Source organism: Polaromonas sp. Polasp52 (assembly GCF_059491565.1).
Map to the genome: position 1 here is coordinate 4,645,940 of NZ_CP168513.1, position 26,074 is coordinate 4,672,013.

At 65.1% G+C, this 26,074-nt stretch carries 24 protein-coding genes; 22 read left to right on the forward strand and 2 right to left on the reverse strand.

The window, feature by feature from the left end:
• The first annotated feature begins 18 nt into the window (after positions 1–18).
• The 11 genes from soxY (at position 19) to ACEN9P_RS21755 (ending at position 12,333) form a co-directional block, all read left to right on the forward strand.
• Entirely contained in the window at positions 19–486 is a 468-nt protein-coding gene (gene soxY, locus ACEN9P_RS21705; protein WP_477661644.1) for a thiosulfate oxidation carrier protein SoxY, read from the forward strand.
• Between the two features lie 34 nt (positions 487–520).
• Positions 521–832, forward strand: coding sequence for a thiosulfate oxidation carrier complex protein SoxZ (gene soxZ / locus ACEN9P_RS21710; protein ID WP_007871154.1), 312 nt, complete (start codon positions 521–523; stop codon positions 830–832).
• A gap of 64 nt (positions 833–896) precedes the next feature.
• Positions 897–1,703: a sulfur oxidation c-type cytochrome SoxA gene (soxA, locus tag ACEN9P_RS21715; RefSeq protein ID WP_477661645.1), complete on the forward strand. Its 807-nt coding sequence runs from the start codon at positions 897–899 to the stop codon at positions 1,701–1,703.
• A 17-nt stretch (positions 1,704–1,720) separates the two neighbouring features.
• Positions 1,721–2,380, forward strand: a complete 660-nt coding sequence (gene soxX / locus ACEN9P_RS21720) for a sulfur oxidation c-type cytochrome SoxX (protein ID WP_477701019.1) — start codon at positions 1,721–1,723, stop codon at positions 2,378–2,380.
• A gap of 75 nt (positions 2,381–2,455) precedes the next feature.
• Positions 2,456–4,174: a thiosulfohydrolase SoxB gene (gene soxB / locus ACEN9P_RS21725; protein ID WP_495620436.1), complete on the forward strand. Its 1,719-nt coding sequence runs from the start codon at positions 2,456–2,458 to the stop codon at positions 4,172–4,174.
• A 244-nt stretch (positions 4,175–4,418) separates the two neighbouring features.
• Positions 4,419–7,307 carry a 2-oxoglutarate dehydrogenase E1 component gene (locus ACEN9P_RS21730; RefSeq protein ID WP_477661648.1) on the forward strand — a complete coding sequence of 963 codons (2,889 nt, stop codon included), beginning with the start codon at positions 4,419–4,421 and terminating at the stop codon, positions 7,305–7,307.
• 51 nt (positions 7,308–7,358) lie between these two features.
• Positions 7,359–8,630: a 2-oxoglutarate dehydrogenase complex dihydrolipoyllysine-residue succinyltransferase gene (odhB, locus tag ACEN9P_RS21735; protein WP_477661649.1), complete on the forward strand. Its 1,272-nt coding sequence runs from the start codon at positions 7,359–7,361 to the stop codon at positions 8,628–8,630.
• Between the two features lie 11 nt (positions 8,631–8,641).
• Entirely contained in the window at positions 8,642–9,115 is a 474-nt protein-coding gene (locus ACEN9P_RS21740; protein WP_495620437.1) for a hypothetical protein, read from the forward strand.
• A gap of 5 nt (positions 9,116–9,120) precedes the next feature.
• The gene (gene lpdA / locus ACEN9P_RS21745; protein WP_495620438.1) at positions 9,121–10,548 is read left to right on the forward strand and encodes a dihydrolipoyl dehydrogenase; all 1,428 of its coding nucleotides are present in this window, start codon (positions 9,121–9,123) and stop codon (positions 10,546–10,548) included.
• Between the two features lie 19 nt (positions 10,549–10,567).
• A complete protein-coding gene (gene zapE, locus ACEN9P_RS21750; RefSeq protein ID WP_477661652.1) occupies positions 10,568–11,671 on the forward strand; it encodes a cell division protein ZapE in 1,104 nt (367 codons plus the stop codon).
• Entirely contained in the window at positions 11,668–12,333 is a 666-nt protein-coding gene (locus ACEN9P_RS21755; RefSeq protein WP_477661653.1) for a hypothetical protein, read from the forward strand. Before zapE ends, ACEN9P_RS21755 begins: the two co-directional genes overlap by 4 nt.
• Here the strand turns inward: ACEN9P_RS21755 and ACEN9P_RS21760 are convergent.
• Positions 12,319–13,107: a PP2C family protein-serine/threonine phosphatase gene (locus ACEN9P_RS21760; RefSeq protein WP_477661654.1), complete on the reverse strand. Its 789-nt coding sequence runs from the start codon at positions 13,105–13,107 to the stop codon at positions 12,319–12,321. The two genes, ACEN9P_RS21755 and ACEN9P_RS21760, sit on opposite strands and share 15 nt — an antisense overlap.
• An 84-nt stretch (positions 13,108–13,191) precedes the next feature.
• Here ACEN9P_RS21760 and ACEN9P_RS21765 point away from each other — a divergent pair, with 84 nt between their 5' ends.
• Both ACEN9P_RS21765 and yoaA read left to right on the forward strand, forming a co-directional pair.
• On the forward strand, positions 13,192–13,395 hold the full coding sequence (locus ACEN9P_RS21765; protein WP_007871178.1) for a DUF465 domain-containing protein: 204 nt from the start codon (positions 13,192–13,194) through the stop codon (positions 13,393–13,395).
• Positions 13,395–15,401 (forward strand): DNA repair helicase YoaA, encoded by a 2,007-nt coding sequence (gene yoaA / locus ACEN9P_RS21770; RefSeq protein WP_495620439.1) that lies wholly within the window; start codon positions 13,395–13,397, stop codon positions 15,399–15,401. Before ACEN9P_RS21765 ends, yoaA begins: the two co-directional genes overlap by 1 nt.
• On the opposite strand, the gene ACEN9P_RS21775 is transcribed toward yoaA, so the two are convergent.
• Positions 15,364–16,188, reverse strand: a complete 825-nt coding sequence (locus ACEN9P_RS21775; protein WP_477661656.1) for an outer membrane protein assembly factor BamD — start codon at positions 16,186–16,188, stop codon at positions 15,364–15,366. The genes yoaA and ACEN9P_RS21775 overlap by 38 nt on opposite strands.
• A 17-nt stretch (positions 16,189–16,205) precedes the next feature.
• On the opposite strand from ACEN9P_RS21775, the gene ACEN9P_RS21780 reads away from it, so the two are divergent.
• From ACEN9P_RS21780 to hisS, 9 genes are all read left to right on the forward strand, one after another.
• The gene (locus ACEN9P_RS21780) at positions 16,206–17,240 is read left to right on the forward strand and encodes an RluA family pseudouridine synthase (protein WP_495620440.1); all 1,035 of its coding nucleotides are present in this window, start codon (positions 16,206–16,208) and stop codon (positions 17,238–17,240) included.
• A gap of 122 nt (positions 17,241–17,362) precedes the next feature.
• Complete coding sequence (gene scpB / locus ACEN9P_RS21785) at positions 17,363–18,196, forward strand: SMC-Scp complex subunit ScpB (protein WP_495620441.1); 834 nt, start codon at positions 17,363–17,365, stop codon at positions 18,194–18,196.
• Positions 18,197–18,199: 3 nt separating this feature from the next.
• Positions 18,200–19,801, forward strand: coding sequence for a pseudouridine synthase (locus ACEN9P_RS21790; RefSeq protein ID WP_477661659.1), 1,602 nt, complete (start codon positions 18,200–18,202; stop codon positions 19,799–19,801).
• A 125-nt stretch (positions 19,802–19,926) separates the two neighbouring features.
• Positions 19,927–20,352, forward strand: coding sequence for a nucleoside-diphosphate kinase (ndk, locus tag ACEN9P_RS21795; RefSeq protein ID WP_007871196.1), 426 nt, complete (start codon positions 19,927–19,929; stop codon positions 20,350–20,352).
• A gap of 80 nt (positions 20,353–20,432) precedes the next feature.
• Complete coding sequence (gene rlmN / locus ACEN9P_RS21800) at positions 20,433–21,581, forward strand: dual-specificity RNA methyltransferase RlmN (protein WP_477701021.1); 1,149 nt, start codon at positions 20,433–20,435, stop codon at positions 21,579–21,581.
• Complete coding sequence (gene pilW, locus ACEN9P_RS21805) at positions 21,578–22,396, forward strand: type IV pilus biogenesis/stability protein PilW (RefSeq protein ID WP_477661661.1); 819 nt, start codon at positions 21,578–21,580, stop codon at positions 22,394–22,396. Before rlmN ends, pilW begins: the two co-directional genes overlap by 4 nt.
• Entirely contained in the window at positions 22,389–23,435 is a 1,047-nt protein-coding gene (locus ACEN9P_RS21810; RefSeq protein WP_495620442.1) for a helix-turn-helix domain-containing protein, read from the forward strand. Before pilW ends, ACEN9P_RS21810 begins: the two co-directional genes overlap by 8 nt.
• Positions 23,436–23,455: 20 nt before the next feature.
• Positions 23,456–24,712: a flavodoxin-dependent (E)-4-hydroxy-3-methylbut-2-enyl-diphosphate synthase gene (gene ispG / locus ACEN9P_RS21815; protein WP_238541138.1), complete on the forward strand. Its 1,257-nt coding sequence runs from the start codon at positions 23,456–23,458 to the stop codon at positions 24,710–24,712.
• A gap of 5 nt (positions 24,713–24,717) precedes the next feature.
• Entirely contained in the window at positions 24,718–26,070 is a 1,353-nt protein-coding gene (gene hisS, locus ACEN9P_RS21820) for a histidine--tRNA ligase (protein WP_477661663.1), read from the forward strand.
• The last annotated feature ends 4 nt before the right edge of the window (positions 26,071–26,074 follow it).

Sequence of the window (26,074 nt, forward strand, 5' to 3'; positions counted from 1 at the left end):
TAAAAGAGGAGTTCAACCATGGAACGTCGTGATTTTTTGGCCAGCAGTTCCGGTGCCACGGCGCTGGCGCTGGCAGCCGCCTCGGGCCTGAGCCCGGCCTACGCGCAAAACGCCCCGGGCTGGAACAAGGCCGCTTTTGAGAGCAAATCCCTGGCCGACGCGGCCAAGGCCATGGGCGCCACCAGCGCGCCGGTTGAAAGCAAGGACCTGCTGCTGCAGGCGCCCGAGATCGCCGAAAACGGCAACGTGGTGCGCGTGGGCGCCCAGAGCAATATCGCCAATACCACGCAGATCGCTCTGGTCGTTGAAAAGAACCCCAGCGCGCTGGCCGCCATGTTCGAGATCCCGGCCGGCACCGATGCCAATGTCTCGACCAATATCAAGATGGGCCAGTCCTCCAATGTCTACGCGCTGGCCAAGGCCGGCGACAAGTACTTCTATGCGGTGAAGGAAGTCAAAGTGACCCTGGGCGGCTGCGGCGGCTGAGCCTCGCGACCCTAACGACTGAAAGGAACAAGATATGTCAGACCCAATGCGGATCCGGGCCCAGGCCCAAGGCGATAAAACCACGGTGCGTGTGCTCGTGAGCCATGAAATGGAAAGCGGCCAGCGCAAGGATGCCGCCGGCAAGACCGTGCCGGCCTGGTTCATCCAGAACATCAGCGCCACCTGGAACGGCAAGACCGTCATGAGCGCCCAGTGGGGCACGGCCGTCTCCAAAAATCCCTTTGTGCAGTTCAGCTTCAAGGGTGGCAAGGCCGGCGACAAAATCGCTGTGAGCTGGACCGACAACCACGGCGACAAGCGCACCGACGAGGCCGTCATTTCCTGAGTTCCCCGCCGGTTTGCGCGCCGCGGCCCCGGCCGCCCACAACGATATTTGAGGAGAGAGCACGATGAAATTGAGCCTGTTTGGGCTGGCGGCCCTGGCCGCCGTATCAGCCTTGCCGCTGCCGGCGGCGGCGCAAAAGAGCACGGCCGAAGGCATTGCCGAATACCGCGCCATGCTGGCCGACGGCAACCCGGCCGAGCTCTACGAAGCCAAGGGCGAGGCTCTCTGGAAACAGGCGCGCGGCCCGAAAAACGCCTCGCTGGAAAAATGCGACCTGGGCAAGGGGCCGGGCGTGGTCAAGGGCGCTTTTGTCGAGTTGCCGCGTTTCTTCACCGACACCCAGCGCGTGCAGGACCTGGAGTCGCGCCTGCTGACCTGCATGGAACAGTTGCAGGGCTTTAGCGCCGCCGAGATCGCCAAGACCCCTTTCGGCGCGGGCGAGCAGAAATCGATCGAATCCCTGGTGGCCTATATCTCGGCCGAGTCGCGCGACATGGCGTTCAATGTGCCGCAGTCGCATGCCAAGGAAAAACTGATGTACGAAGTCGGCAAGAAGGTGTTTTACCTTCGCGGCGGCCCGTATGACTTTTCCTGCGCGTCCTGCCACGGCGAGGACAACAAGCGCGTGCGCCTGCAGGACCTGCCCAACCTGACCAAACAGCCCGGCGCCGGCAACGGCTTCGGCGCCTGGCCGGCCTACCGCGTCTCCAGCGGCGACCTTTGGAGCATGCAGCGCCGCCTGAACGACTGCTACCGGCAGCAGCGCTTTCCCTTCCCGGGCTACGCCTCCGATGCCACCATCGCCCTGGGCGTGTACATGGGCGTCAACAGCAAGGGCGGTGTGTCGATCGCGCCCGCCTTGAAACGTTAATCCGGCAGGACATCCCCATGAACACTTCCTACACACAAGCAGCGCTGTCCGCGGCGGGCCTGGCTTTCGCGGCTTTTTTCCTGTCCAGCTGCGCCACCGCGCCCACGGCCCAGCAGGTCGATGAAGCCACCCAGCAGGTGCTCAAAAGCTCCTTCCGCGAGCAGGGCATCGCCAAGATGGACCGGCTGACGCTGGACGCCTCCAACCAGGCCTGCTCGGAAGCGGCCGGCAAGCCGCTGGACGAAAAACTGGCCAAGTCCATTGAAGAGGCCAACCTGCAAACCGTGAAGCCGCCTTCGGACGGCAAGTACCTGGGCAACTGGAGCGAGGGCGAAAAAATCGCGCAGAACGGCCGCGGCCTGACCTGGAGCGACAAACCCGGCGAGGCCAACGGCGGCAGCTGCTACAACTGCCACCAGATCAGCAAGGCCGAGCTGTCTTTCGGCTCCATAGGCCCCAGCCTTTACAACTACGGCAAGCTGCGCGGCGTGAGCAACCCGGCTTCGCCCGAAAGCAAGCCCATCGTGGACTACACCTGGGGCAAGCTCTGGAACGCCAAGGCCTACAACGCCTGTTCCGACATGCCCCGCTTCGGCCACGCGTCCATCCTGAGCGAGCAGCAGATCCGCGACGTGATGGCGCTGCTGCTGGACCCGAACTCACCCGTCAACAAGTGACCCGCGGCGCTCCGGCGCCCGGACCGACCGCAACCTGAAAGCATGCCTGGCGCGCCGGGCAGGATGACCAACGCCATGAATCTCTCCCGCCGCGAATTCGCAAGTGTCATGGCGGCCGCCCTGGCCGCCGGTTTCCCCCTGCAGCGCGAGGCCGGCGCCGCCCAGGCGGCGGGCCTGTACGAGCTGCCGCGCAGCGGCAATGTGCACCTGCTGCACATGACCGACTGCCATGCCCAGCTGCTGCCGATTTATTTCCGCGAGCCCTCCGTCAACCTGGGCGTGGGCGCCATGCGCGGGCAGGCGCCGCACCTGGTGGGCGAGCACCTGCTCAAGGCGGCCGGCCTCAAGTCGGGCACGCCCCAGGCCCACGCGCTGACTTTCCTCGACTTTGAACGGGCCGCGCGCCAGTACGGCAAGGTGGGCGGCTTCGCCCATCTCGCCACCCTGGTCAAACAGCTCAAGGCCGGGCGCCCCGGCGCCTTGCTGCTCGACGGCGGTGACACCTGGCAGGGCAGCGCCACCGCGCTCTGGACGCAGGGTCAGGACATGGTGGACGCGGCCAAGCTGCTGGGCGTGGATGTGATGACCGGCCACTGGGACTTCACCTACGGCGAGGAGCGCATCAAAAAAATCGTCGAACAGGACTTCGCCGGCAAGGTCGATTTCATCGCGCAAAACGTCAAAACCAGCGACTTCGGCGACCCGGTATTCAAGCCCTACGTGATCAAGGAAATGAACGGCGTACCGGTGGCCATCGTCGGCCAGGCCTTTCCCTATACGCCGATTGCCAACCCGGGCTGGCTCACGCCCAACTGGACCTTCGGCATCCGCGAAAGCGAGATGCAGGAGACCGTCAACGAGGCGCGCGCCAAGGGTGCCCAGGCCGTGGTGCTGCTGAGCCACAACGGCATGGACGTGGACCTCAAGATGGCTTCGCGCGTGAGCGGCATAGACGCGATCCTGGGCGGCCATACCCACGACGGCGTGCCGGTGCCCGTCATCGTTAAAAACCCGGGCGGCCAGACCATCGTGACCAACGCCGGCAGCAACGGCAAGTTCCTGGGGGTGCTGGACCTTGAGGTCAAGGACGGCAAGGTGGCCGGCTTCAATTACCGGCTGTTGCCGGTGTTCGCCAATCTGTTGCCGGCCGACGCAGCCATGAACGAGCTGATCGCGAAGGTGAGGGCGCCTTACACCGCCAAACTCGGCGAAAAACTGGCAGTGACAGAAGGCACGCTCTACCGGCGCGGCAATTTCAACGGCAGCTTCGACCAGCTCATCCTCGATGCGCTCATGAAGGTGCGCGGCGCCGAGATCGCGTTCTCACCGGGATTCCGCTGGGGCACCTCGCTACTGCCCGGCCAGGCCATCACGCGCGAGCATGTGATGGACCAGACGGCCATCAGCTATCCCTGGACCACGCTGACCGATATGCGCGGCGACATGATCAAGACCATCCTGGAAGACGTGGGCGACAACCTGTTCAATCCCGACCCGTACTACCAGCAGGGCGGCGACATGGTGCGTGTGGGCGGCCTCACCTATACCTGCGAGCCCGGCGCCAAGATGGGCGAACGCATCCAGGACATGCGCCTGGGCGGCAAGCTCATTGAAGCCGGAAAGACTTACAAAGTGGCCGGCTGGGCGCCGGTGGCCGAAGCCAGCAAAAACGCCGGCCCGCCGGTCTGGGAGGTGGTGGAGAGCTACCTCAAGATGCAAAAAGTCATCAAACCCGTCAAGCCCAACACGCCAAAGCTGCGAGGCGTGGCGGGTGATCCGGGCCTTGCCGCCTGAGTTTTTGCCCCAATCTGTCAAACAGCTGTCAACGCCGGGCATGTGAAGGCTTGTAAAAGTCCATTCAAGATACGCATAACCACGGTCTTTCGGCTGTCACAGTTCGGTGGCACAATCTGGGGTGTTTCTGAAGGCCCTTCCTGCCACAGTCGCATCCGCTAATCGGTCCAGCCGTGTTGCGGAAGGTTAATCAACCAGCTTTAACCAGCTAATGTTTCCTTAAGGGAAACGGAGGTCAGCGGATATGAGTTCCAGCCCGACGGCATCGTCCGTCTATTCAGCCTATCAAGGCAATACCTACCTCTTCGGCGGCAATGCGCCCTATGTCGAAGAGATGTACGAAAACTACCTCGCCAACCCCGGCAGCGTGCCCGACAACTGGCGCGAGTATTTCGACGCACTCCAGCATGTTCCCGCCGTGGACGGCAGCAATGCCAAGGACGTTCCGCACCTGCCGGTCGTCAATGCCTTCGCCGAGCGCGCCAAGCAAGGCCAGACCAAGGTCGTGGTCGCCAGCGGCGCCGACTCCGAAATGGGCCGCAAGCGCACGGCCGTCCAGCAGCTGATCGCCGCCTACCGCAACGTCGGCGCACGCTGGGCCGACCTGGACCCCCTCAAGCGCGCCGAACGCGACAAGATTCCCGAACTGGAGCCCTCGTTCTACGGCTTCAGCGACGCCGACCAGGAAACCGTGTTCAACACCAGCAACACCTTCTTCGGCAAGGACACCATGAGCCTGCGCGAGCTCATGAACGCGCTGCGCGAAACCTATTGCGGCACGATTGGCGCGGAATACATGTACGCCACCGACCAGAACCACAAGCGCTGGTGGCAGCAAAAGCTCGAATCGATCCGCAGCAAACCCAATTTCGCCAAGGAAAAGAAGCTCCACATCCTGGATCGCCTGACGGCCGCTGAAGGCCTGGAGCGTTTCCTCCACACCAAGTACGTCGGCCAGAAGCGCTTCTCGCTGGAAGGCGGTGAAAGCTTCATCGCCAGCATGGATGAACTGATCCAGCAGGGCGGCATCAAGGGCGTGCAGGAAATCGTGATCGGCATGGCGCACCGCGGCCGCCTCAACGTGCTGGTCAACTCCCTGGGCAAGGTCCCGGCCGACCTGTTCGCCGAGTTCGACCATACCGCCCCTGAAGACCTGCCCAGCGGCGACGTCAAATACCACCAGGGCTTCAGCTCCGACGTGACCACCCCCGGCGGCCCGGTCCACCTGACCCTGGCCTTCAACCCCTCGCACCTGGAAATCGTCAACCCCGTGGTGGAAGGCTCGGTGCGCGCCCGCATGGACCGCCGTGCCGACCCGCAGGGCAAGCAGGTGCTGCCCGTGCTGGTGCACGGCGACGCCGCCTTCGCAGGGCAGGGCGTGGTCATGGAAACGCTGGCGCTGGCCGAAACCCGTGGCTACTTCACGGGCGGCACGGTGCACATCGTGATCAACAACCAGATCGGCTTCACCACCAGCGACCCGCGCGACAGCCGCTCGACGCTGTACTGCTCCGACGTCGTCAAGATGATCGAGGCACCGGTGCTGCACGTCAACGGCGACGATCCCGAAGCCGTCGTGCTGGCCACCCAGCTGGCGCTCGAATTCCGCATGGAGTTCCACAAGGATGTCGTGGTCGACATCATCTGCTTCCGCAAACTGGGCCACAACGAGCAGGACACCCCCGCGCTGACCCAGCCGCTGATGTACAAAAAGATCGCGCAGCACCCCGGCACGCGCAAGCTGTACGCCGACAAGCTGGCGGCCCAGGGCATGGGCGACACGCTGGGCGATGACCTGGTCAAGGCCACGCGCGCGGCGCTGGACGCCGGCAAGAGCACCTTCGACCCGGTGCTGACCAACTTCAAGAGCAAGTACGCGGTTGACTGGACCCCTTACCTCGGCAAGAAGTGGACCGACGCCGGCGACACCGCCATCCCCATGGCCGAGTGGAAGCGCCTGGCCGACAAGATCACCGCCATCCCGTCCACCGTGGCGCCGCACCAGCTGGTCAAGAAGGTGTACGACGACCGCGCCGCCATGGGCCGCGGCGACATTCCCGTGGACTGGGGCATGGGCGAGCACATGGCTTTCGCTTCGCTGGTGGCCAGCGGCTACCCGGTGCGCCTGTCCGGTGAAGACTGCGGCCGCGGCACCTTCACGCACCGCCATGCCGTGATCCACGACCAGAACCGTGAGAAGTTCGACACCGGCACCTATGTGCCGCTGCAGAACGTGGCCGACAACCAGGCCCCCTTCGTCGTCATCGACTCCATCCTGTCCGAAGAGGCGGTGCTGGCGTTTGAATACGGCTACGCCTCCAACGACCCCAACACGCTGGTGATCTGGGAAGCCCAGTTCGGCGACTTCGCCAACGGCGCGCAGGTCGTGATCGACCAGTTCATCGCCTCGGGCGAGGTGAAGTGGGGCCGCGTCAACGGCATCACGCTGATGCTGCCGCACGGCTACGAAGGCCAGGGCCCCGAGCACAGCTCGGCTCGCCTGGAGCGCTTCATGCAGTTGTCGGCCGACCTCAACATGCAGGTGGTGCAGCCCACCACGGCCAGCCAGATCTTCCACGTGCTGCGCCGCCAGATGGTGCGCAACCTGCGCAAGCCGCTGGTCATCATGACGCCCAAGTCGCTGCTGCGCAACAAGGACGCGACCTCGCCGCTGTCCGAGTTCACCAAGGGCGCTTTCCAGACCGTGATCCCCGAGAACAAGGAAGAGATCAACAAGAAGGCCGACAAGGTCAAGCGCATCATCGCCTGCTCGGGCAAGGTCTATTACGACCTGGCCAAGAAGCGCGAGGAAAAAGGCGCGGACGACACCGTCATCCTGCGCGTCGAGCAGCTCTATCCCTTCCCGCACAAGGCCTTCGCCACCGAGCTCAAGCGCTACCCGAACGCCACCGACATCGTGTGGTGCCAGGACGAGCCGCAAAACCAGGGTGCCTGGTTCTTCGTGCAGCACTACATCCACGAAAACATGCTTGATGGCCAGAAGCTGGGCTACTCAGGCCGTGCCGCCTCCGCGTCGCCGGCCGTGGGCTACTCGCACCTGCACCAGGAGCAGCAAAAGGCGCTGGTGGATGGCGCCTTCGGCAAGCTCAAGGGCTTTGTGCTGTCCAAGTAAGGCCGGCCACTTCACCATACAGAACACAAGAACGTACACGAAAGAAACAACATGGCTATCGTAGAAGTCAAAGTCCCCCAGCTGTCCGAGTCCGTGGCCGAGGCCACCATGCTGCAGTGGAAGAAAAAAGTCGGTGAAGCAATCGCCATCGATGAAATCCTGATCGAAATCGAAACCGACAAGGTCGTGCTCGAAGTGCCCGCGCCTTCGGCCGGCGTGCTGACCGAGCTGGTGGTTGCCGACGGCGGCACCGTGGTGTCCGACCAGGTGATCGCCAAAATTGACACCGAAGGCAAGGCGGGCGCTGGTGCACCCGCCGCCGCTGCGGCGGCCGCACCGGCTGCCGCGGCAGCTTCGGCCCCGGCTCCTGCCGCCGCTCCCGCAGCGGCGGGCGGCTCCATGGCCGGTGTTCCCATGCCCGCCGCCGCCAAGCTGATGGCCGACAACAACCTGGCCGCCGGCTCCGTGCCGGGCACCGGCAAGGACGGCCGCGTCACCAAGGGCGATGTTCTGGGCGCAACCGCCGGCGGCGCCAAGCCCGCCGCTGCCGCGATTCCCACGGGCGCGCCGACCACGGCCCTGCCGCAGGTCGCGGCTTCGGCCAAGCCCGCCGACCTGGGCGAGCGCCCCGAGCAGCGTGTGCCCATGAGCCGCCTGCGCGCACGTATCGCCGAGCGCCTGTTGCAATCGCAAGCCACCAACGCCATCCTGACCACCTTCAACGAGGTCAACATGGCCCCCGTCATGGAAATGCGCAAGCGCTTCCAGGAAAAGTTCGAAAAAGAACACGGCGTGAAGATCGGCTTCATGAGCTTCTTCGTCAAGGCGGCTGTGCATGCCCTGAAGAAATACCCCGTGCTCAACGCCTCGGTCGACGGCAATGACATCGTCTACCACGGTTATTTCGACATCGGTATCGCCGTCGGTTCGCCGCGCGGCCTGGTGGTGCCCATCCTGCGCAATGCCGACCAGATGAGCTTTGCCGACATCGAAAAGAAGATCGCCGAATACGGCGCCAAGGCGCGCGACGGCAAGCTGGGCATTGAGGAAATGAGCGGCGGCACCTTCTCGATCTCCAACGGCGGCGTCTTCGGCTCCATGCTGTCCACCCCCATCATCAACCCGCCCCAGTCGGCCATCCTGGGCGTGCATGCGACCAAGGACCGTGCCGTTGTGGAAAACGGCCAGATCGTGGTGCGCCCGATGAACTACCTCGCCATGAGCTACGACCACCGCATCGTGGACGGCCGCGAAGCCGTGCTGGGCCTGGTGGCCATGAAGGAAGCGCTGGAAGACCCCGCACGCCTGCTGTTCGACATCTAAGACTGTCGTCGATGCGCCGCCTCGTCGCCTGCCTGGCTTGCACCTTGAGTGTGGGCCTGGCTGCGGCCGCGGCGCCGGCCGGCGACAACTGGAGCGGCCATTACGGGCTGCAGTGGCTCAGCGTTGCGCAGGCAGGGTCCCGGGTGGTACTGGCAAAAGCGCCGGATGCCGACCCCGGGAAGCTGGTTGAACAATACCAGTCGGACCTGGTCCGCTGGACCATTGCCGATATGCGGACCCCCACCGAGACCGTCACTCTGCGCCGCTTCCTGGCGGAGGAGTACGAGGGCTTTGGTTGGGCAGCGCTGCATGCCGCCGGCCGGATTGAATGCCTCGATGCCAGGCATCTGTTTGTCTGCAGGACCACGCCCGGCACGACCGTGAAAATCGGCCGCGATGGCCCCCAGCAAGAAAGCCTGCTGGCGAGCACCGGTGTATTTGGAATCGTCCTCCACGCGGGGGCGTTTGAACTCAAGAAGGAATAGAAAACATGTCTAAACAATTCGACGTCATCGTCATCGGCGGCGGCCCCGGCGGCTATATTGCCGCCATTCGCGCAGCGCAGCTGGGTTTTAACACCGCCTGCATCGACGAGTGGAGAAACGCCAAGGGCGGCCCCGCACTGGGCGGCACCTGCACCAACGTGGGCTGCATTCCCTCCAAGGCGTTGTTGCAGTCGTCTGAGCACTACGAGCAAGCCGGCCACCACTTCGCCGACCACGGCATCGAGGTCAAGGGCCTGGGCCTGGACGTCGCCAAGATGCTGGGCCGCAAGGACACCGTCGTCAAGCAGAACAACGACGGCATCGTCTACCTGTTCAAGAAGAACAAGGTCACCTTCTTCCACGGCCGCGGCTCCTTTGCCGCCGCCAAGGACGGCCTCTACGACGTCAAGGTCACTGGCGCAGCTGAAGAAACCATCTCCGGCAAGCACATCATCGTAGCCACCGGTTCCAATGCCCGTGCATTGCCCGGCGCGCCGTTTGACGAGGAAAACATTCTCTCCAACGATGGCGCACTGCGCATTGGCGCGGTGCCCAAGAAGCTGGGCCTGATCGGCTCCGGCGTGATCGGCCTGGAAATGGGCTCGGTCTGGCGCCGCCTGGGCGCCGACGTGACGGTGCTCGAGGGCCTGCCGACCTTCCTGGGTGCGGTGGACCAGCAGATCGCCAAGGAAGCCCACAAGGCTTTCACCAAACAAGGCCTGAAGATCGAGCTCGGCGTCAAGGTCGGCGAGGTCAAGTCTTCCAAGAAAGGCGTGTCGGTCGCCTATGTGGATGCCAAGGGACAGGCGCAGACGCTGGAAGTCGACAAGCTGATCGTCTCCATCGGCCGCGTGGCCAACACCATTGGCCTGGCGCCTGAAGCCGTGGGCCTCAAGCTCGACGAGCGCGGCGCGGTGGTGGTCGATGATGCCTGCAAAACCAACCTGCCCAATGTCTGGGCCATCGGTGACGTGGTGCGCGGCCCCATGCTGGCGCACAAGGCCGAGGAAGAGGGCGTTGCAGTGGCCGAGCGCATTGCCGGCCAGCACGGCCACGTCAACTTCAACACCATTCCCTGGGTGATCTACACGAATCCCGAGATCGCCTGGGTGGGCCAGACGGAGGAGCAGCTCAAGGCTGCCGGCCGCGCCTACAAGGCCGGCACCTTCCCCTTCATGGCCAACGGCCGCGCGCGGGCGCTGGGCGACACAACCGGCATGGTCAAGATGCTGGCCGACGCCGCCACGGACGAAATCCTGGGCGTGCACATCGTCGGGCCTTTCGCCAGCGAGCTGATCGCCGAATGTGTGGTGGCCATGGAGTTCCGCGCCAGCAGCGAGGACATCGCGCGCATCTGCCACGCGCACCCCTCGCTCAGCGAGGCGACCAAGGAAGCCGCGCTGGCGGTGGACAAGCGCACGTTGAACTTCTGATCTGGTCGGGCACGGGTCCGTGGCTCAACCGGTACGCGCGGCGTATGACGCCGAACTGGCGGCGCGGGGTTATGTCAGCGACCCCGCGCAGCTGCGCGCCGTCGAGGCGCTGGAACGCTGCGCCTCTGAATGGGCGGATTTCAAGGAGCAGCGCTCCAACGCCTTCAAGAAGCTGATCAACCGGCCCGACATTCCGCGCGGTGTCTACATGTACGGCGGGGTAGGGCGCGGCAAAAGCTTTTTGATGGACTGCTTTTTCGGGGCCGTTCCGTTGCGCCGGAAGGTCCGGCTGCATTTTCACGAGTTCATGCGCGAGGTGCACCGTGAACTGCAGGACCTGCAGGGCACGGCCAACCCGCTCGACGAGCTGGGCCGGCGCATTGCCAAGCGCTATCGGCTGATCTGCTTTGATGAGTTCCACGTGGCCGACATCACCGACGCCATGATTCTTCATCGCCTGCTCTCGGCCCTGTTCGAGAACGGCGTGGGCTTTGTCACCACCTCCAACTTCCACCCGGACGAGCTCTATCCCAACGGCATGCACCGGGACCGCGTGCTGCCGGCCATTGAGCTGCTCAAGGCCAACCTGGAGGTCCTCAGCGTCGACAACGGCACCGACTACCGCAGGCGTACTCTGGAGCAGGCCAGGCTCTATCACACGCCGCTGGGGCCCCAGGCCGATGCCGAAATGACGGCAACTTTCAACGCGCTGGCGGAGTCCCAGGATGAAAACCCGGTGCTGCAGATCGAGTCCAGGCAGATCCAGGCCAGGCGCAAGGCGGGCGGGGTGGTGTGGTTCGACTTCAAGACGCTGTGCGGCGGGCCGCGTTCGCAGAATGACTACCTGGAGATCGCGACCCAGTTCCATACCGTGCTCTTGAGTGACGTGCCTTACATGCCCTTACGTATGGCCTCCGAAGCCAGGCGTTTTACCTGGCTGGTGGATGTGCTGTATGACCGGCGGGTCAAACTCATCATGTCGGCAGAAGTCGCTCCCGAGGCGTTGTACACCGAGGGCCCGCTGGTGCACGAGTTCCCCCGCACCGTCTCCCGGCTCAATGAAATGCAGTCCAAGGAATTCCTGGCGCTTGACCGCCGCAACGTGGATACCACCCTCACATGAAAAAATTCGCCGCCGCATGCTTTCTCGCCACCCTGGGCGTGCTTGCGAGCGCGCAACCCGCGGCGCAACAGCCGGCCGCGCCCGCCGAGGCCCCCCGTAGCATCGATGCCGAGCGCGCCAGGATCAGCGCGGAACGCGCCCGGCTGGAGGCGGGTTTCCTGGCCGAAGACGCCGAGTGCTATAAAAAATTCGCCGTCAACAGCTGCCTGGGCAAGGTCAACGAACGCCGCCGCGAAGTGATGGGCGACCTGCGCCGCCAGGAAATCCTGCTCAATGATGAAGAGCGGCGCAACCGCGGCGCCGAGCAGATCCGCAAGACCGAGGAAAAGGCTTCACCCGAAAACCAGCAGGAAGCCGCCGACCGCCGGGCCAAAGCCGCAGCCGACTACCAGTCACGCCTGGAGCGGGAAAAGAAAAAGAACGAGGACCGTGCCGCCGCCAAGGCCGGTGAGCAGGGCAACAGCGATGCCAGCGCCGCCAGGCTCAAGGGCAGCCAGGACAAATCCCAGGCCAGAGTCGGCAAACAGGCCACGGCGGCGGAAGAAGCAAAAAAATACAACGACCGCGTGAAAGAGGCGCAGGAGCGCAAGGCCCAGCACGAAAGCGACCGGCTCAAGCAGACCAAGCCGCCGGCCAAGTCCCTGCCTTTACCCCAGGACTAAGCGGGGCGGTGGCTCAGGCGCCAGGGGTTCGAGCTTGACGATCACCAGCGAGAGGTTGTCGCCGCCGCCGCGCGCACGCGAGCGGGCTTTCTGGATCAGGAACTCGGTGGCTTCGCGCGGTGAGAGCATGGACAGGGCGGAGCCCATTTCGCTGGCGCTGAAATAGTGCCAGACGCCGTCGCTGCAGGCCAGCAGCACGTCTTCCGGGCGCAGCTGGGGGATGAAGTGATGCGTGATGGGTGGAGCGTCTTCAGTGCCCAGGCAGCCCATCAGGATGTTGGACTGGGGATGGACATTGGCTTCCTCCTCGGTGATCTCGCCCTTGTCGACCAGCGTCTGCACGTAGGAATGGTCCACCGTCCGGTGCACCAGTTTGCTGCCCTGGTAGTGGTAGATGCGGGAGTCGCCGGTGTGCACCCAGTGGCAGTCGCCGCCCGGATTGATCAGGAAGGCCGCCAGCGTGCTGTGGGGTTCCTGTTCGGCCGAGATCGCCGTGAGCTTGATCACGATGTGCGCTTCCTCGACGATCTGTTTGAGCATGGCGGGGGCGTCGTCGGTCTCCGGCGCGTAGCGGTCAAAGAGCTGCTTGGCGGTCAGCATGACCTGGTCGGAAGCCTTGCGTCCGCCGCTGCGGCCCCCCATGCCGTCAGCCACGATGCCCAGCATGCAGCCGGGAATCCGCGAGTGGCTGAACAGGTTGACCTGGTCTTGCTGGTAGTCCCGATCCCCTTTATGGATACCGGTGGAAGCTGTGATTCGATAACCTTTGGACATTGTGTGGTCGTTCGGGCGCGAGGCTCGATTTATGGTCGCAATCGACGTATTATCAAGCGAAGCGGCGCGTACGGATAAAAAACCTTGGACTTAAATTTACATTCCCCGGAACGGCAGCTGATTGAACTCAGGATGGAGCATGCGGACCTCAACGCGCTGGTGGACATCGCGGCGCACACCATGCCCATCGACGAACTGCTGCTCAGGCGCCTTAAAAAACGGCGCCTGCAGCTGCGTGACCAGATCGCTCAACTCGAGTTGTCGCTGGACCCCCCCGAGCCCGCCTGATGACGCTTGCGCTTGAAGTCGAAGAGGCTTTTGCGCCCGGCGGCGTGCTGTCGCGGGCGGCCGAGCACTTCACGCCGCGCAGCGGGCAGACCGAGATGGCCCTGGCCGTGGCCCGCGCCATCGAGGGCGCCTACCCCCTGGTGGTCGAAGCCAGCACTGGCGTGGGTAAAACTTTTTCCTACCTGGTCCCGGCGCTGTTGAGCGGCGAGCGCGTGCTGCTATCGACCGCGACCAAGGCCTTGCAGGACCAGCTGTTCGGCCGCGACCTGCCGCGCCTGGTCGAGGCGCTGGGGCTTCCCGTCAGCACGGCCTTGCTCAAGGGGCGGGCCAGCTACCTGTGCCTGCACCGCATGGAGATGGCCCGCCAGGAGGCCTACCTGCCCGACGGTGTTTCCGTGCGCGCCCTGGCCAGGATTGAAGAATGGTCCAAGGTGACGCGCACCGGCGACCTGGCCGAGCTGCCGGGGCTGGACGAACGCTCCCCCATGATCCCGTTGGTGACCTCCACGCGCGAAAATTGCCTGGGTGCCCCATGCCCGCGTTTTCGGGCCTGCCACGTGAACCTGGCCCGCAGGGAAGCCATGGCGGCCGACGTGGTGGTGATCAACCACCACCTGTTTTTCGCCGACCTGGCGGTGCGTGAATCCGGCGTGGCCGAGCTGCTGCCTTCGGTGCGCATCGCCATCTTCGATGAGGCGCACCAGCTCAACGAAACCGGCGTGCAGTTCCTGGGCACCAACCTGACCACCGGCCAGCTGCTGGATTTCGCCAGGGACATGCTGGCCACCGGCCTGCAACTGGCGCGCGGCCTGGTCGATTGGCAGGAGGTGGTGTCCGCCGTCGAGCATGCCGCGCGCGAGCTGCGCCTGTGCGCCGGCAAGCAATACCCCGGAACCAAGCTCAGGTGGGTGGACGAATCCCCCGAGGGCCTGGATGCGGACGAATGGAACGGCGCTTTGCAGGCCGTTCACGCCTCCTGCGAGCAGGCCTGCGCGGCCCTGGATACGGTCAGTGAAATCGCCCCCGACTTTGTTCGCTTGCATGAGCGTGCTACGGAACTGGCCGAACGCGCCCGGCGTTTTGTCCATGCTTGTGAGCCGGGCTGCGTGCGCTGGGCCGACGTGGGCACCCAGCTGCGGCTGGTTGAGTCGCCGCTGGATATTTCCAAGGCCGTCAAAAGCAAGGTGCTGGGTGCGGGCAATGGCACCGATAAAACCTGGGTGTTCACCTCGGCCACGCTGGGTGACGACGACAAGCTCAGCTGGTTCACTCAGCCTTGCGGGCTGGAGGAGGCCGAGGTTTTGCGCGTCGGCAGCCCTTTTGACTATGAACGCCAGGCGGCGCTCTACGTGCCGCCGGCCTTTCCCAAGCCAGGCGATCCCGCCCACACGGTGAAGGTGGCCGAGTCCGCCGCCAGGTGGTCGCGGCACCTGGGCGGCCGCACCATGGTACTGACCACCACGCTGCGGGCCTTGCGCACCATTGGCGACGCGCTCAGGGAGGCTTTCCGGGAGTCTTCCGACATGGAGGTGCTGGTGCAGGGTGCCATGCCCAAGCGCGTGCTGATAGAGCGCTTTCGCGAGGGCAACGCCAACGGCGGCAAGGGCTGCGTGCTGGTGGCGTCGGCCTCGTTCTGGGAGGGCATAGACGTGCCGGGCGACGCGCTGCAACTGGTCATCATCGACAAGCTGCCTTTTCCGCCGCCCAATGACCCGCTGGCTGAGGCCCGCTCCAAACTGCTGGAGTCACAGGGGCGCAGCGCGTTCAATGATTATTTTCTGCCCGAGGCGGCCGTGGCGCTCAAGCAGGGCGCCGGCCGGCTGATACGCCGTGAAACCGACGAGGGCGTGCTGGTGGTGTGCGACAGCCGCCTGGCCTCCATGGGCTACGGCAAGCGCTTGCTGAGGGCGCTGCCGCCCATGCGGCGCCTGGCGTCAGAGCAGGAACTGACGGACAGGCTGGAGGCCCTTACCAGAACTTGTACCAGGGATTGTCTGCAGCCTTGAAGCCTTTGGTGAGGTAGGGGCTCTGCGGATAGTTCTTTTCCATGATGCGGCGGGTGTCGTCGCGCAGCTCGGCCATGCCCAGGGCATCATAGGATTTGTAGAGGATGTAGACGGCTTCTTCCAGTGCGGGCACGTCGCGGTAGTCGGCGATCGCGGTCTGCGCGCGGTTGATGGCAGCCACATAGGCGCCGCGGGAATAGTAGTAGCGCGCCACATGCACTTCCGATTGCGCCAGCGAGTTCACGATATAGCTCATGCGCAGGCGGGCATCGGGCGTGTACTTGGATTCGGGGAAGCGGGTTACCAGCTCCCGGAATGATTCAAACGATTCCTTGGCGGCCTTCTGGTCGCGTTCGGACAGGTCCTGGCGCGAGATGAAACCGAAAATGCCCAGGTTGTCGTTGAAATTGACCAGGCCCTTGAGGTAGAGCGCATAGTCGAAAGCGGGGCTGGCGGGATGCAGCTTCATGAAGCGGTCCAGCGTCGCGATGGCCTGGGCCTGCTCGCCGCCCTTGTACTGGGCATAGGCTTTTTCAAGCTGGGCCTGCTGGGCCAGCGGGGTGCCCGCCGCGCGGCCTTCGAGCTTTTCATACAGGGGAATCGCCTTGTCGTAGGCGCCCGAGCTCGCTTCGTCCTTGGCTTCGGCGTAGATCTTGTTGGGGCTCCAGGTGGCCGTCTTGTCGGGAGCCGGTGTGCTGGAGCAGCCGGCGATCACGAAGGACAGGGCGCAAACGGCTGCAAGAAGCGGCATTGCATTGGGAACAACCGATAATTTGGTGGAAAACATTGCAATCGACCTTCTTGATGACTGATTCAGAACAAAGCAAATTGATTATATCGGCCGCTGCTGCGCCCGAAAGCGTCCTGGACGAGGCCCAGGAGGAGGGGGACACGGCGGCCGAGATGGAATTGCGGCAGGTGACGGTTCCCGCCGAGAGCCACGGCAGCCGGCTTGACCGCGCTTTGGCCGCCATTGTGCCCGAGTTCTCGCGCACTTATCTGCAGCAATTGATCGAAGGCGGCATGGTGAAGCTGGCCGGTGCGCCGGCGACCAAGGCCTCGGCCAAAGTCAAGGCCGGGGATGAACTCCTGATCGAGTTGCGCCCCACGCCGCAAAGCCAGGCTTTCAAGCCCGAGGCCATGGCACTGGACATCGTGTTTGAAGACGCTCACCTGATGGTCGTCAACAAACCGGCGGGGCTGGTGGTGCACCCCGCACCGGGCAACTGGAGCGCAACCCTGCTCAACGGCCTGCTGGCGCATGACTCCCAGGCCGTGTTCCTGCCGCGCGCCGGTATCGTCCACCGCCTCGACAAGGACACCAGCGGCCTGATGGTGGTCGCGCGCCAGCGAACGGTGATGGACCAGCTGGTCGGCCTGATCGCCGCCCGCGAGGTAAGCCGGGAGTATGTGGCCCTGGCCCACGGCGCCTGGCAGGGCGCAAAGACCCGCCAGGTCGACGCCCCCATAGGCCGGGACCCGCGCAACCGGCTGCGCATGGCGGTGGTGGACCTGGAGAAAAACGCCGGCAAGACGGCCTCCACGGTGGTGTCGCTGCTGCAGGGCACCGGCAAGCACTGCCTCGTCAAGTGCAAATTGCATACCGGGCGCACCCACCAGATCCGGGTCCACATGGCGCTTCTGGGCCATCCGCTGGTGTCCGACGAGCTTTATGGCGGGGCACTCGCCGGGGGCCTGGGCCGTCAGGGCCTTCACGCCTGGCGCCTGGCCTTCAACCATCCCGTCACGGGCAAGGCCATGGAGTTCCGGGCCGAGCCGCCGGCCGACCTTCAGGCCGCCATAGCCGGTTTGGGCCTGATATACAATCAAATTCAGTAGTCTCCAGCTACCTGCACCATGGCTCCTGACCAGGAGATTGCGCATGGATGCATGCGCGAACAAGCGCCGAACCTACGTTTTCCCGGCCTTTTTTTCCGCCCTTTTTCGGAACGACCACAATCATGAATACGACGGATGCAAAGCGCGTCCTCGAAACAGCACTTATTTGCGCGCAGCAACCGCTGCCATTGCGTGAAATGGGTGTGCTGTTCAACGGGGTACTGACTGCCGACAGCCTCAAGCTGGTACTTGAAGAATTGCAGAACGACTGGTCGGGCCGTGGCGTGGAACTGGTGCACGTTGCGACAGGCTGGCGCTTTCAAAGCCGGCCCCAGATGCGCGAGTACCTGGACCGGCTGCACCCGGAAAAACCCCCGCGCTACAGCCGTGCAACGCTGGAAACGCTGGCCATCATCGCCTACCGCCAACCCGTGACGCGCGGCGACATGGAAGACATTCGCGGCGTGACGATCAACAGCATGATCCTCAAGCAGCTGGAGGATCGCGGCTGGGTCGAGGTCATAGGCCATCGCGAGACCGTCGGGCGGCCCGCGCTGTACGCGACCACCCGGCAATTCCTGGACGACCTGGGGGTGGAATCGCTGGACCAGCTTCCGGTCATGGAAAGCAACGCCTCAACGCCGGCCGCCATGCTTGAGCAGATCGAGTTCGGCATGGCCGGACTGGCGGACGGCGAGGCGCAACTCGAAGGCCTGGAGCTTGCCGTGCAGGCGCAGGATGCCGACCTTGTGGAGGGGCCAGCCGGCGTGAGCGAATCCCCGGAACCGGACGCCGTGGGCGAAGCCCATGAGCCGGCTGGCGATGCCGAGGCGGCTGACATTGAAATGCCCGAACCCGTGGAAGCGGCTACCGAGGCCTCGCAGCCGCAGGCCCATGGTGATGGCGATGCCGAGGCTTCCGGGCAGGATGACGTCGATTTCCCCGTACGAATGTAAAAAATGACCCAACAAGATCCTCCCGTCTCGCAACCCGTGGAAGTGCCCGCTGGTGAAGACCAGGTCAAGACGCTGCCCCAGGAGCAGCCCGCGCAGGAGGCTCCCGAGCTGATCACGCCGGCGCAAGCCGATGCGCCGCCGCCCGCGCGGCCTGCCAGGGGACGCAACGCCGCCCCCGCCGCCGGCGCGATACGCTTTGAAGACGTGGTGACGGGGCAGTTTGACGCCGACGAAGAAGACGTCGCCCTCGCGCCGCCCAAGCGCGTGCTGTCGCCGCAGCCCGAGACCCCCAAGCTGCACAAGGTACTGGCGCAGGCCGGCCTGGGTTCGCGCCTGGAGATGGAGCAGTTGATCCTGGAAGGGCGGATTTCAGTCAATGCCGAGCCGGCCCACATCGGCCAGCGTATCCAGTTCGGCGACACCGTGAAAGTCAACGGCAAGCCCATCCGCGTGCGCATAGACCCACCGCCGCCGCGCGTGATCGCCTATCACAAGCCCACGGGCGAGGTCGTCACGCACGACGACCCGCAGAACCGCCCGACGGTTTTCCGGCGCCTGCCCAAGCTGTTCCAGGGCAAATGGCAATCGGTGGGGCGGCTTGACCTGAACACCGAAGGCCTGCTGCTGCTGACCAGTTCCGGCGAATTGGCCAACAAGCTGATGCACCCGCGCTTCGGCCTGGAGCGCGAATACGCGGTCCGCGTGCTGGGCGCCCTGAACAACGAAGAGAAAAACCGCCTGCTCGACGGCGTCACCCTGGACGACGGCGTCGCCCAGTTCGGCTCCATCGAGGCCGGCGGCGGCGAAGGCGCCAACTGCTGGTATCGGGTCACGATTTCCGAAGGGCGCAACCGCGAAGTGCGGCGCATGTTTGAGGCGGTCGGCCACGCCGTGAGCCGCCTGATCCGCATCCGTTACGGGGCCATGGTGCTGCCGCGCGGCCTCAAGCGTGGTGCGTTTGTTGAGCTGGACGAGCGCGACATCTGGGCCCTGACCAATGCCGTGGCGCGCTCCGAATCCCGCGCCGATCCACGCGCATCCGCGGCAGGCCCCCAGGCGGGCGCGCCGGGCGGCGAAGGTGGCGAGCCGCGCCAGGGGCGGGGCCCGCGCAGGAACGAGCGGCCGCGCGGCGGGCGCGACCGGTTTGCTGCGCCACCGGCGGAGCTTCCTTCCGGGGCCAATGCGCAGGGCGGTGCCGACCAGGAGCCCGACGACTCGCAGCCGCCGCTTCCGCGAAACGATTCCGCGCCTCGCGGCAACCGGCGCCGTGGCGGAAAAGGCCGCGGCCAGGGCGGCAATGCCGGTCCCGGCCCGCGCAACGGGCCGCCTCCCGGCAATGGCATGCAGGGGCAAAAACGGCGCGACGACCGCGGTGACCGCGGCGACAAGCTTCCCGGCGGCGCCCAGCCCGACCCCATGAAAACCTCGTTCGGCTATATCGGCGCGGACACCTTCACGCGGCAACGCCAGGGCCAAGGCCAGCAGCGCCGCGGCGGCTCCGGCATGGGTGGTGGCGGCAATGCCGGCGGCCAGCGCCGTGGGGGCGGAGGCGGAAACCGGGGTGGCGGCAATCGCGGCGGTGGCAACCGTGGCGGAAACCGCTGAGCACCGCAGAAGCACTTTGAATCACAGGGTTGATCTGCGGTGGAAAGCCCGCAGGTTAAAATCATGGGCTTTATTCAATTTTTGAATAATTTAAAAATCCAAAAAATCTCAGTTAAGGAACTTTCATGGCTATCGAACGCACCCTCTCCATCATCAAACCCGACGCAGTGGCCAAAAACGTGATCGGCCAGATCTACGCGCGTTTTGAAGCCGCCGGCCTGAAGGTTGTGGCCGCCCGCATGGCCCACTTGTCGCAAGGCGAAGCCGAGGCTTTCTACGCCGTGCACAAAGAGCGTCCTTTCTTCAAGGACCTGGTGTCCTTCATGATTTCCGGCCCGGTCATGATCCAGGCGCTGGAAGGCGAGGGCGCCATCCTGAAGAACCGCGACCTGATGGGCGCCACCGACCCGAAGAAGGCCGCTCCCGGCACCATTCGCGCCGACTTCGCCGACAGCATTGACGCCAATGCCGTGCACGGCTCCGACGCCGCGGAAACCGCCAAGGTGGAAATCGCCTTCTTTTTCCCCGGCATGAACGTCTACTCGCGTTAAACCATGTCCGACCCCATGCTTCGCTACCCTTTGCCGGGGCTGTCGCTTGCCTGGGGCGGTTCAGCCGCTTGCCTGCTGCGATGACGGCCAACCTTCTTGACTTCGATCTCGATGGTTTGGCCGCCTTCTGCGAGCGGCTCGGTGAAAAGCGCTTTCGCGCCACCCAGCTTTTTCGCTGGATCCATCAAAAAGGGGCGACCGATTTCACGCAGATGACGGACCTCGCGAAGTCCCTGCGCGAAAAGCTCACCGGTTCGGCCCATATCCAGGGACCCAAGGTGGTCTCCCGCCACGATTCCGCCGACGGCACCGTCAAATGGCTGTTTGACGTCGGTGCGGGCGATGTCATTGAAACCGTTTTCATCCCGGAAACCGACCGCGGCACCCTGTGCATTTCCTCGCAGGCCGGCTGCGCCGTGGGCTGCCGTTTCTGCTCGACGGGCCATCAGGGCTTCAGCCGCAACCTGACCACCGGGGAAATCATTTCCCAGCTGTGGTTTGCCGAACACTTCCTGCGCCAGCACCTGGGCCGCGAAGACCGCGTGATCTCCAATGTGGTCATGATGGGCATGGGCGAGCCCTTGCAAAATTACGGGCAACTGGTTCCGGCCCTCAAGGTCATGCTGGACGACCACGGCTACGGCCTGTCGCGGCGCCGCGTGACGGTCTCCACCTCCGGCGTGGTGCCCATGATCGACCGGCTTGCGGGCGATTGCCCGGTGGCCCTGGCCGTCTCGCTGCATGCGCCCGAAGACGCGCTGCGCGACAACCTCGTGCCGCTGAACAAAAAGTACCCCATCGCGGAGTTGCTGGAGGCCTGCACCCGCTACCAGGCCTCGGCCCCCCGGGACTTCATCACCTTCGAATACTGCATGCTGGACGGCGTGAACGACCAGCCCGCGCATGCGCGCCAGCTGGTGGCGCTGGTCCAGGCGCACGCGGCGCGCGGCCTGTCCTGCAAATTCAACCTGATTCCCTTCAACCCTTTTCCGGCCTCGGGCCTCAAGCGCTCCGACATGCCGCAGGTCGCCGCATTTGCGAAAATCCTGATGGACGCGGGCATTGTGACCACGGTGCGCAAAACCCGGGGAGACGATATCGATGCGGCTTGCGGGCAACTCGCGGGCGATGTGCAGGACCGCACGGGCGTGGAGCAGCGCATGGCCGCCCAGCGGCAGGGTATGCTCGGGGGAATTAAAGTCGTTGTGGCCAAGGGGATGGGTGTATGAGGTTTTTCTCCAATGTGTTCTGGTTGCCGGCGTGCTCGCTGGTCGTGATGCTGGCAGGATGCGCCAACCAGCAAGGCGCTCCCGGGGCGGCTGGGGCTTCCAGCGGCCGCGCCGACATCATCACCGAATCGGATGAGCCCGACGGCCGCCGGCGCGCAAGGCTCAGGCTTGAACTGGCCTCGGGCTATTTCGAGCAGGGCCAGACCAATGTGGCGCTCGACGAAATCAAGCAATCGCTGCAGGCCGACCCGAGCTTCGGGGATGCCTACAACCTGCGCGGCCTGGTGTATATGCGCCTGAACGACACCCCGATGGCCGAGGACAGCTTTCGCCGCGCGCTCGCGCTGAACGCGCGCGATGCGGACGCGGCGCACAACTACGGCTGGCTGATGTGCCAGCAAGGGCGCTACAACGACGCCCTGCGCTTGTTCGGCCAGGCGGTGTCCAATCCCAACTATGGTGGCAGGGCCAAGACGCTGATGACGCAGGGGGTCTGCCAGGTTCGCGCGGGGCAGCGCGCCGAAGCCGAGCAAAGCCTCATGCAATCCTACGAGCTGGACGCGGGCAATCCCGTCACCGGCTACAACCTGGCCCATCTTTTGTATGAGCGCGGCGAATTGACCCGCGCCCAGTTCTACATTCGCCGCATCAACAACAGCGACTTGGCCAACGCCGAGAGCCTGTGGCTGGGCATCAAGACCGAGCAAAAGCTGAACAACCGCAACGCGGTGCTGCAACTGGGCGACCAGCTGAAAAAGCGGTTTGCGCAGTCCCGCGAAGCGGCGGCCTATGAGAAGGGCGCTTTCAATGAGTGAGCTTGACCCGGTACCCCTGGGGCCCTCGAGCAGCGAAGCGGCACCCTCCGGCTTCAGCCACAGCGGCATGCCGGCCCCCGGCGCGACGGCCGGCAGCCTGCTGCGCGAGGCCAGGGAAGCTGCAGGCATACACATTGCCGCGCTTGCGGTGTCGCTCAAGGTCCCCGTGAAAAAACTCGAGGCGCTTGAGCAGGACCGCTTCGACCTCTTGCCCGATGCGGTTTTCGTGCGGGCGCTGGCCTCCAGCGTGTGCCGCACCCTCAAGCTCGACGCCGCCCCGGTGCTGGGCCTTCTGCCCCAGACCAACGCGCCCAAGCTGACCTACCAGGGAACGAGCATCAATGCCCCGTTCCGCTCGCCGGGCGAAGGCCCCGGGCCTTCGATCTGGACCCAGGTTTCCAGGCCGGCCGTCCTGGCGGGCCTGCTCCTGCTGCTGGCGGCCCTGGTCCTGATTTTCCTGCCGGCCGTCAAGCATGACGGCAGCAGCGGCAAAGCCGAAAGCGCCGACGCGACCATGCCGCCGGGCGGTGCTGATGCGGGCAAGCCCCTGCCTGTGGCCATTGCCGGCTCCGGCCTTGCCAAACCTGCCACCCCGGCCGAAGCCTCCAACGCGCCCGATGCAGCCGCCGGCACCGCGGCAACGGCGGCTTCCTTGTCCATCGCGGCGCTTCCGCCGGCGGTGGTCAACCCCGCGCCGCCGGCAGCCAGCGCCTCCGCACCTGCCGCCGCAGCCGTGGCACAGGCAGCTCCTGCGGCACCAGCCGCGCCGGCTCCCGTCGCCGCCGCCTCGCAGCCCATGCCTGCGGGCATCGTGACCTTCAGTGCCAAGGGCGAATCCTGGGTGGAAGTGACCGATGCCAGGGGCACGGTCGTGCTGCGCCGCACCCTGACGGCCGGCGAGGTCGCCGGCGCATCCGGCGTATTGCCCCTGGCCGCCGTGGTCGGCAAGGCCGACCTGACGCAGGTGCAGGTGCGCGGAAAGGCCTTCGACCTGAACGCCGTCGCCAGGGACAACGTTGCCCGCTTCGAGGTGAAATAGTGCCGCAGGCCAGCCTTCCCATTGAATCCGCCTTTCCCAAGGCGCGGCGTTCCCTGCAGGCGCAGGTCGCCTGGGGCTCGCGCATCGTCACCGTCGGCGGCGACGCGCCGGTGCGTGTGCAGTCCATGACCAACACCGACACGGTGGACGCCATAGGCACCGCCATCCAGGTCAAGGAGCTCGCGCTGGCGGGTTCCGAAATGGTCCGCATCACGGTCAACACGCCCGAAGCTGCCCAGGCCGTGCCCTATGTGCGCGAACAGCTTGATCGCATGGGCATAGATGTGCCCCTGATCGGCGACTTCCACTACAACGGCCACCGGCTGCTCACCGACTATCCGGACTGCGCCCAGGCATTGTCCAAATACCGCATCAATCCCGGCAATGTCGGCAAGGGCGACAAGCGCGACCGCCAGTTCGGCCAGATGATAGAAGTCGCCATGCGCTGGAACAAGGTCGTGCGCATAGGCGTGAACTGGGGCAGCCTGGACCAGGAACTGCTGGCCAGCCTGATGGACGAAAACAGCGCGCGCGCGGTGCCCTGGGATGCCAAGCAGGTGATGTACGAGGCCTTGATCACCTCCGCGGTGGAATCGGCCCAGCGCGCCGAGGAAATGGGCATGCCCCGCAGCCAGATCATCCTGTCCTGCAAGGTCAGCGGCGTGCAGGACCTGATCTCGGTCTACCGCGAACTGGCCAGGCGCACGGACCACGCCCTCCACCTGGGCCTGACCGAAGCCGGCATGGGCACCAAGGGCACGGTGGCCTCGGCCACGGCGCTGTCGGTTTTGCTGCAGGAAGGCGTGGGCGACACCATACGCGTCTCCCTGACCCCGCAGCCGGGCGAGGCCCGCACCCAGGAAGTGGTGATCGCCTCCGAAATCCTCCAGGCGCTGGGCCTGCGCACCTTTGTGCCCAGCGTGACGGCCTGCCCCGGATGCGGCCGCACCACCAGCACCACCTTCCAGGAGCTGGCCAAGCAGATTGACGACTTCCTGCGCGCCCAGATGCCTGTCTGGCGCGAGCAATACCCCGGCGTCGAAGGCCTCAAGGTCGCGGTGATGGGCTGCATCGTCAACGGCCCGGGCGAGAGCAAGCATGCCGACATCGGCATCAGCCTGCCGGGCTCCGGCGAAGCACCGGCCGCGCCGGTGTTCATCGACGGCGAGAAAAAGCTGACCCTGCGCGGCGACAACATCGCGCAGGAGTTCCAGGTCATCGTTGAAAACTACATTGAAAAACGCTTTGGCACGCACGCCGTCGCTGAAGCTGTCTGATACCCATGGCTGAAAAAACAATAGCTGCCGCGACGGCGGAGAAGCCCGCTTTGGCGAAGACGGAAAAACTCCTGGCCGTCAAAGGCATGAACGACATCCTGCCGCCCGAATCGGCGCGCTGGGAATGGTTCGAGGCCAAGGTGCGCGCGCTGATGGCGCGTTATGCCTACGCCAATGTGCGCACCCCCATCGTTGAACCGACGGCGCTGTTCGTGCGCGGCCTCGGCGAGGTCACCGACATCGTCGAAAAAGAGATGTACTCCTTCGTGGACTCGATGAACGGCGACAGGCTCACGCTGCGGCCCGAGGCCACCGCCGGCATCGTGCGCGCCATGGTCGAGCACAACGCGCTGTACAACGGGCCCATGCGGGTCTGGTCCGCGGTGACATTGTTCCGCCACGAACGGCCGCAAAAGGGGCGCTACCGCCAGTTCCACCAGATCGACGTCGAGGCCCTGGGCTTTGCCGGGCCCGACGTGGACGCCGAGCAGATCCTGATGTGCCGGGCGCTGCTGCGCGACCTGGGCATTCCCATGGAGCACGTGCGGCTTGAGCTCAACAGCTTGGGCCAGCCCAGCGAGCGCATGGCGCACCGCGCTGCGCTGATCGCGCACTTCGAGGCGCATGCCGAGGTGCTCGACGAAGACGCCAGGCGCCGGCTGCACAGCAACCCGCTGCGCATCCTGGACACCAAGAATCCCGCCATGCAGGCCGTCGTCGAAGCGGCGCCGCAGCTGATGGATTTCCTCGGCGAAGCCTCGCTCGCCCACCTGAACGCGGTGCGCGCGGTGCTCGACGCTGCCGGGCTGGCCTACCGCATCAACCCGCGCCTGGTGCGCGGCATGGACTACTACAACCTCACCGTGTTCGAGTGGATCACCGACAAGCTCGGCTCGCAAGGCACGGTTTGCGGCGGCGGGCGCTACGACGGCCTGTTCGAGCAACTGGGCGGCAAGCCGACGCCGGCGGTCGGCTGGGGCATGGGCGTGGAGCGCATGCTGCTGCTGCTGGAGGCGGTCGGCGTGCTGCCGCCCGACAACGCACCCGACGCCTATGCCATCCTGCCGTCGGCCCAGGCCTTGCCCGCCGCCATGGCCGCCTGCGAGGCGCTGCGCGGCGCCGGCATCAAGGTCCAGATGCACGGCGGCACGGCCGAGGGCATGGGCAGCATGAAATCCCAGTTCAAGAAGGCCGACGGCAGCGGCGCGCGTTATGCGCTGATTTTCGGCGATGACGAACTGGCCCAGGGCCGGGTCGCCGTCAAGCACCTGCGCGGCGAAAAAGACCAGGCCCTGCAGGCCCAGGTCCTCCAGCCGCTGGACGATGTGGCGGCCTGGGCCCATACCCTGCGCGGCTGAAGCG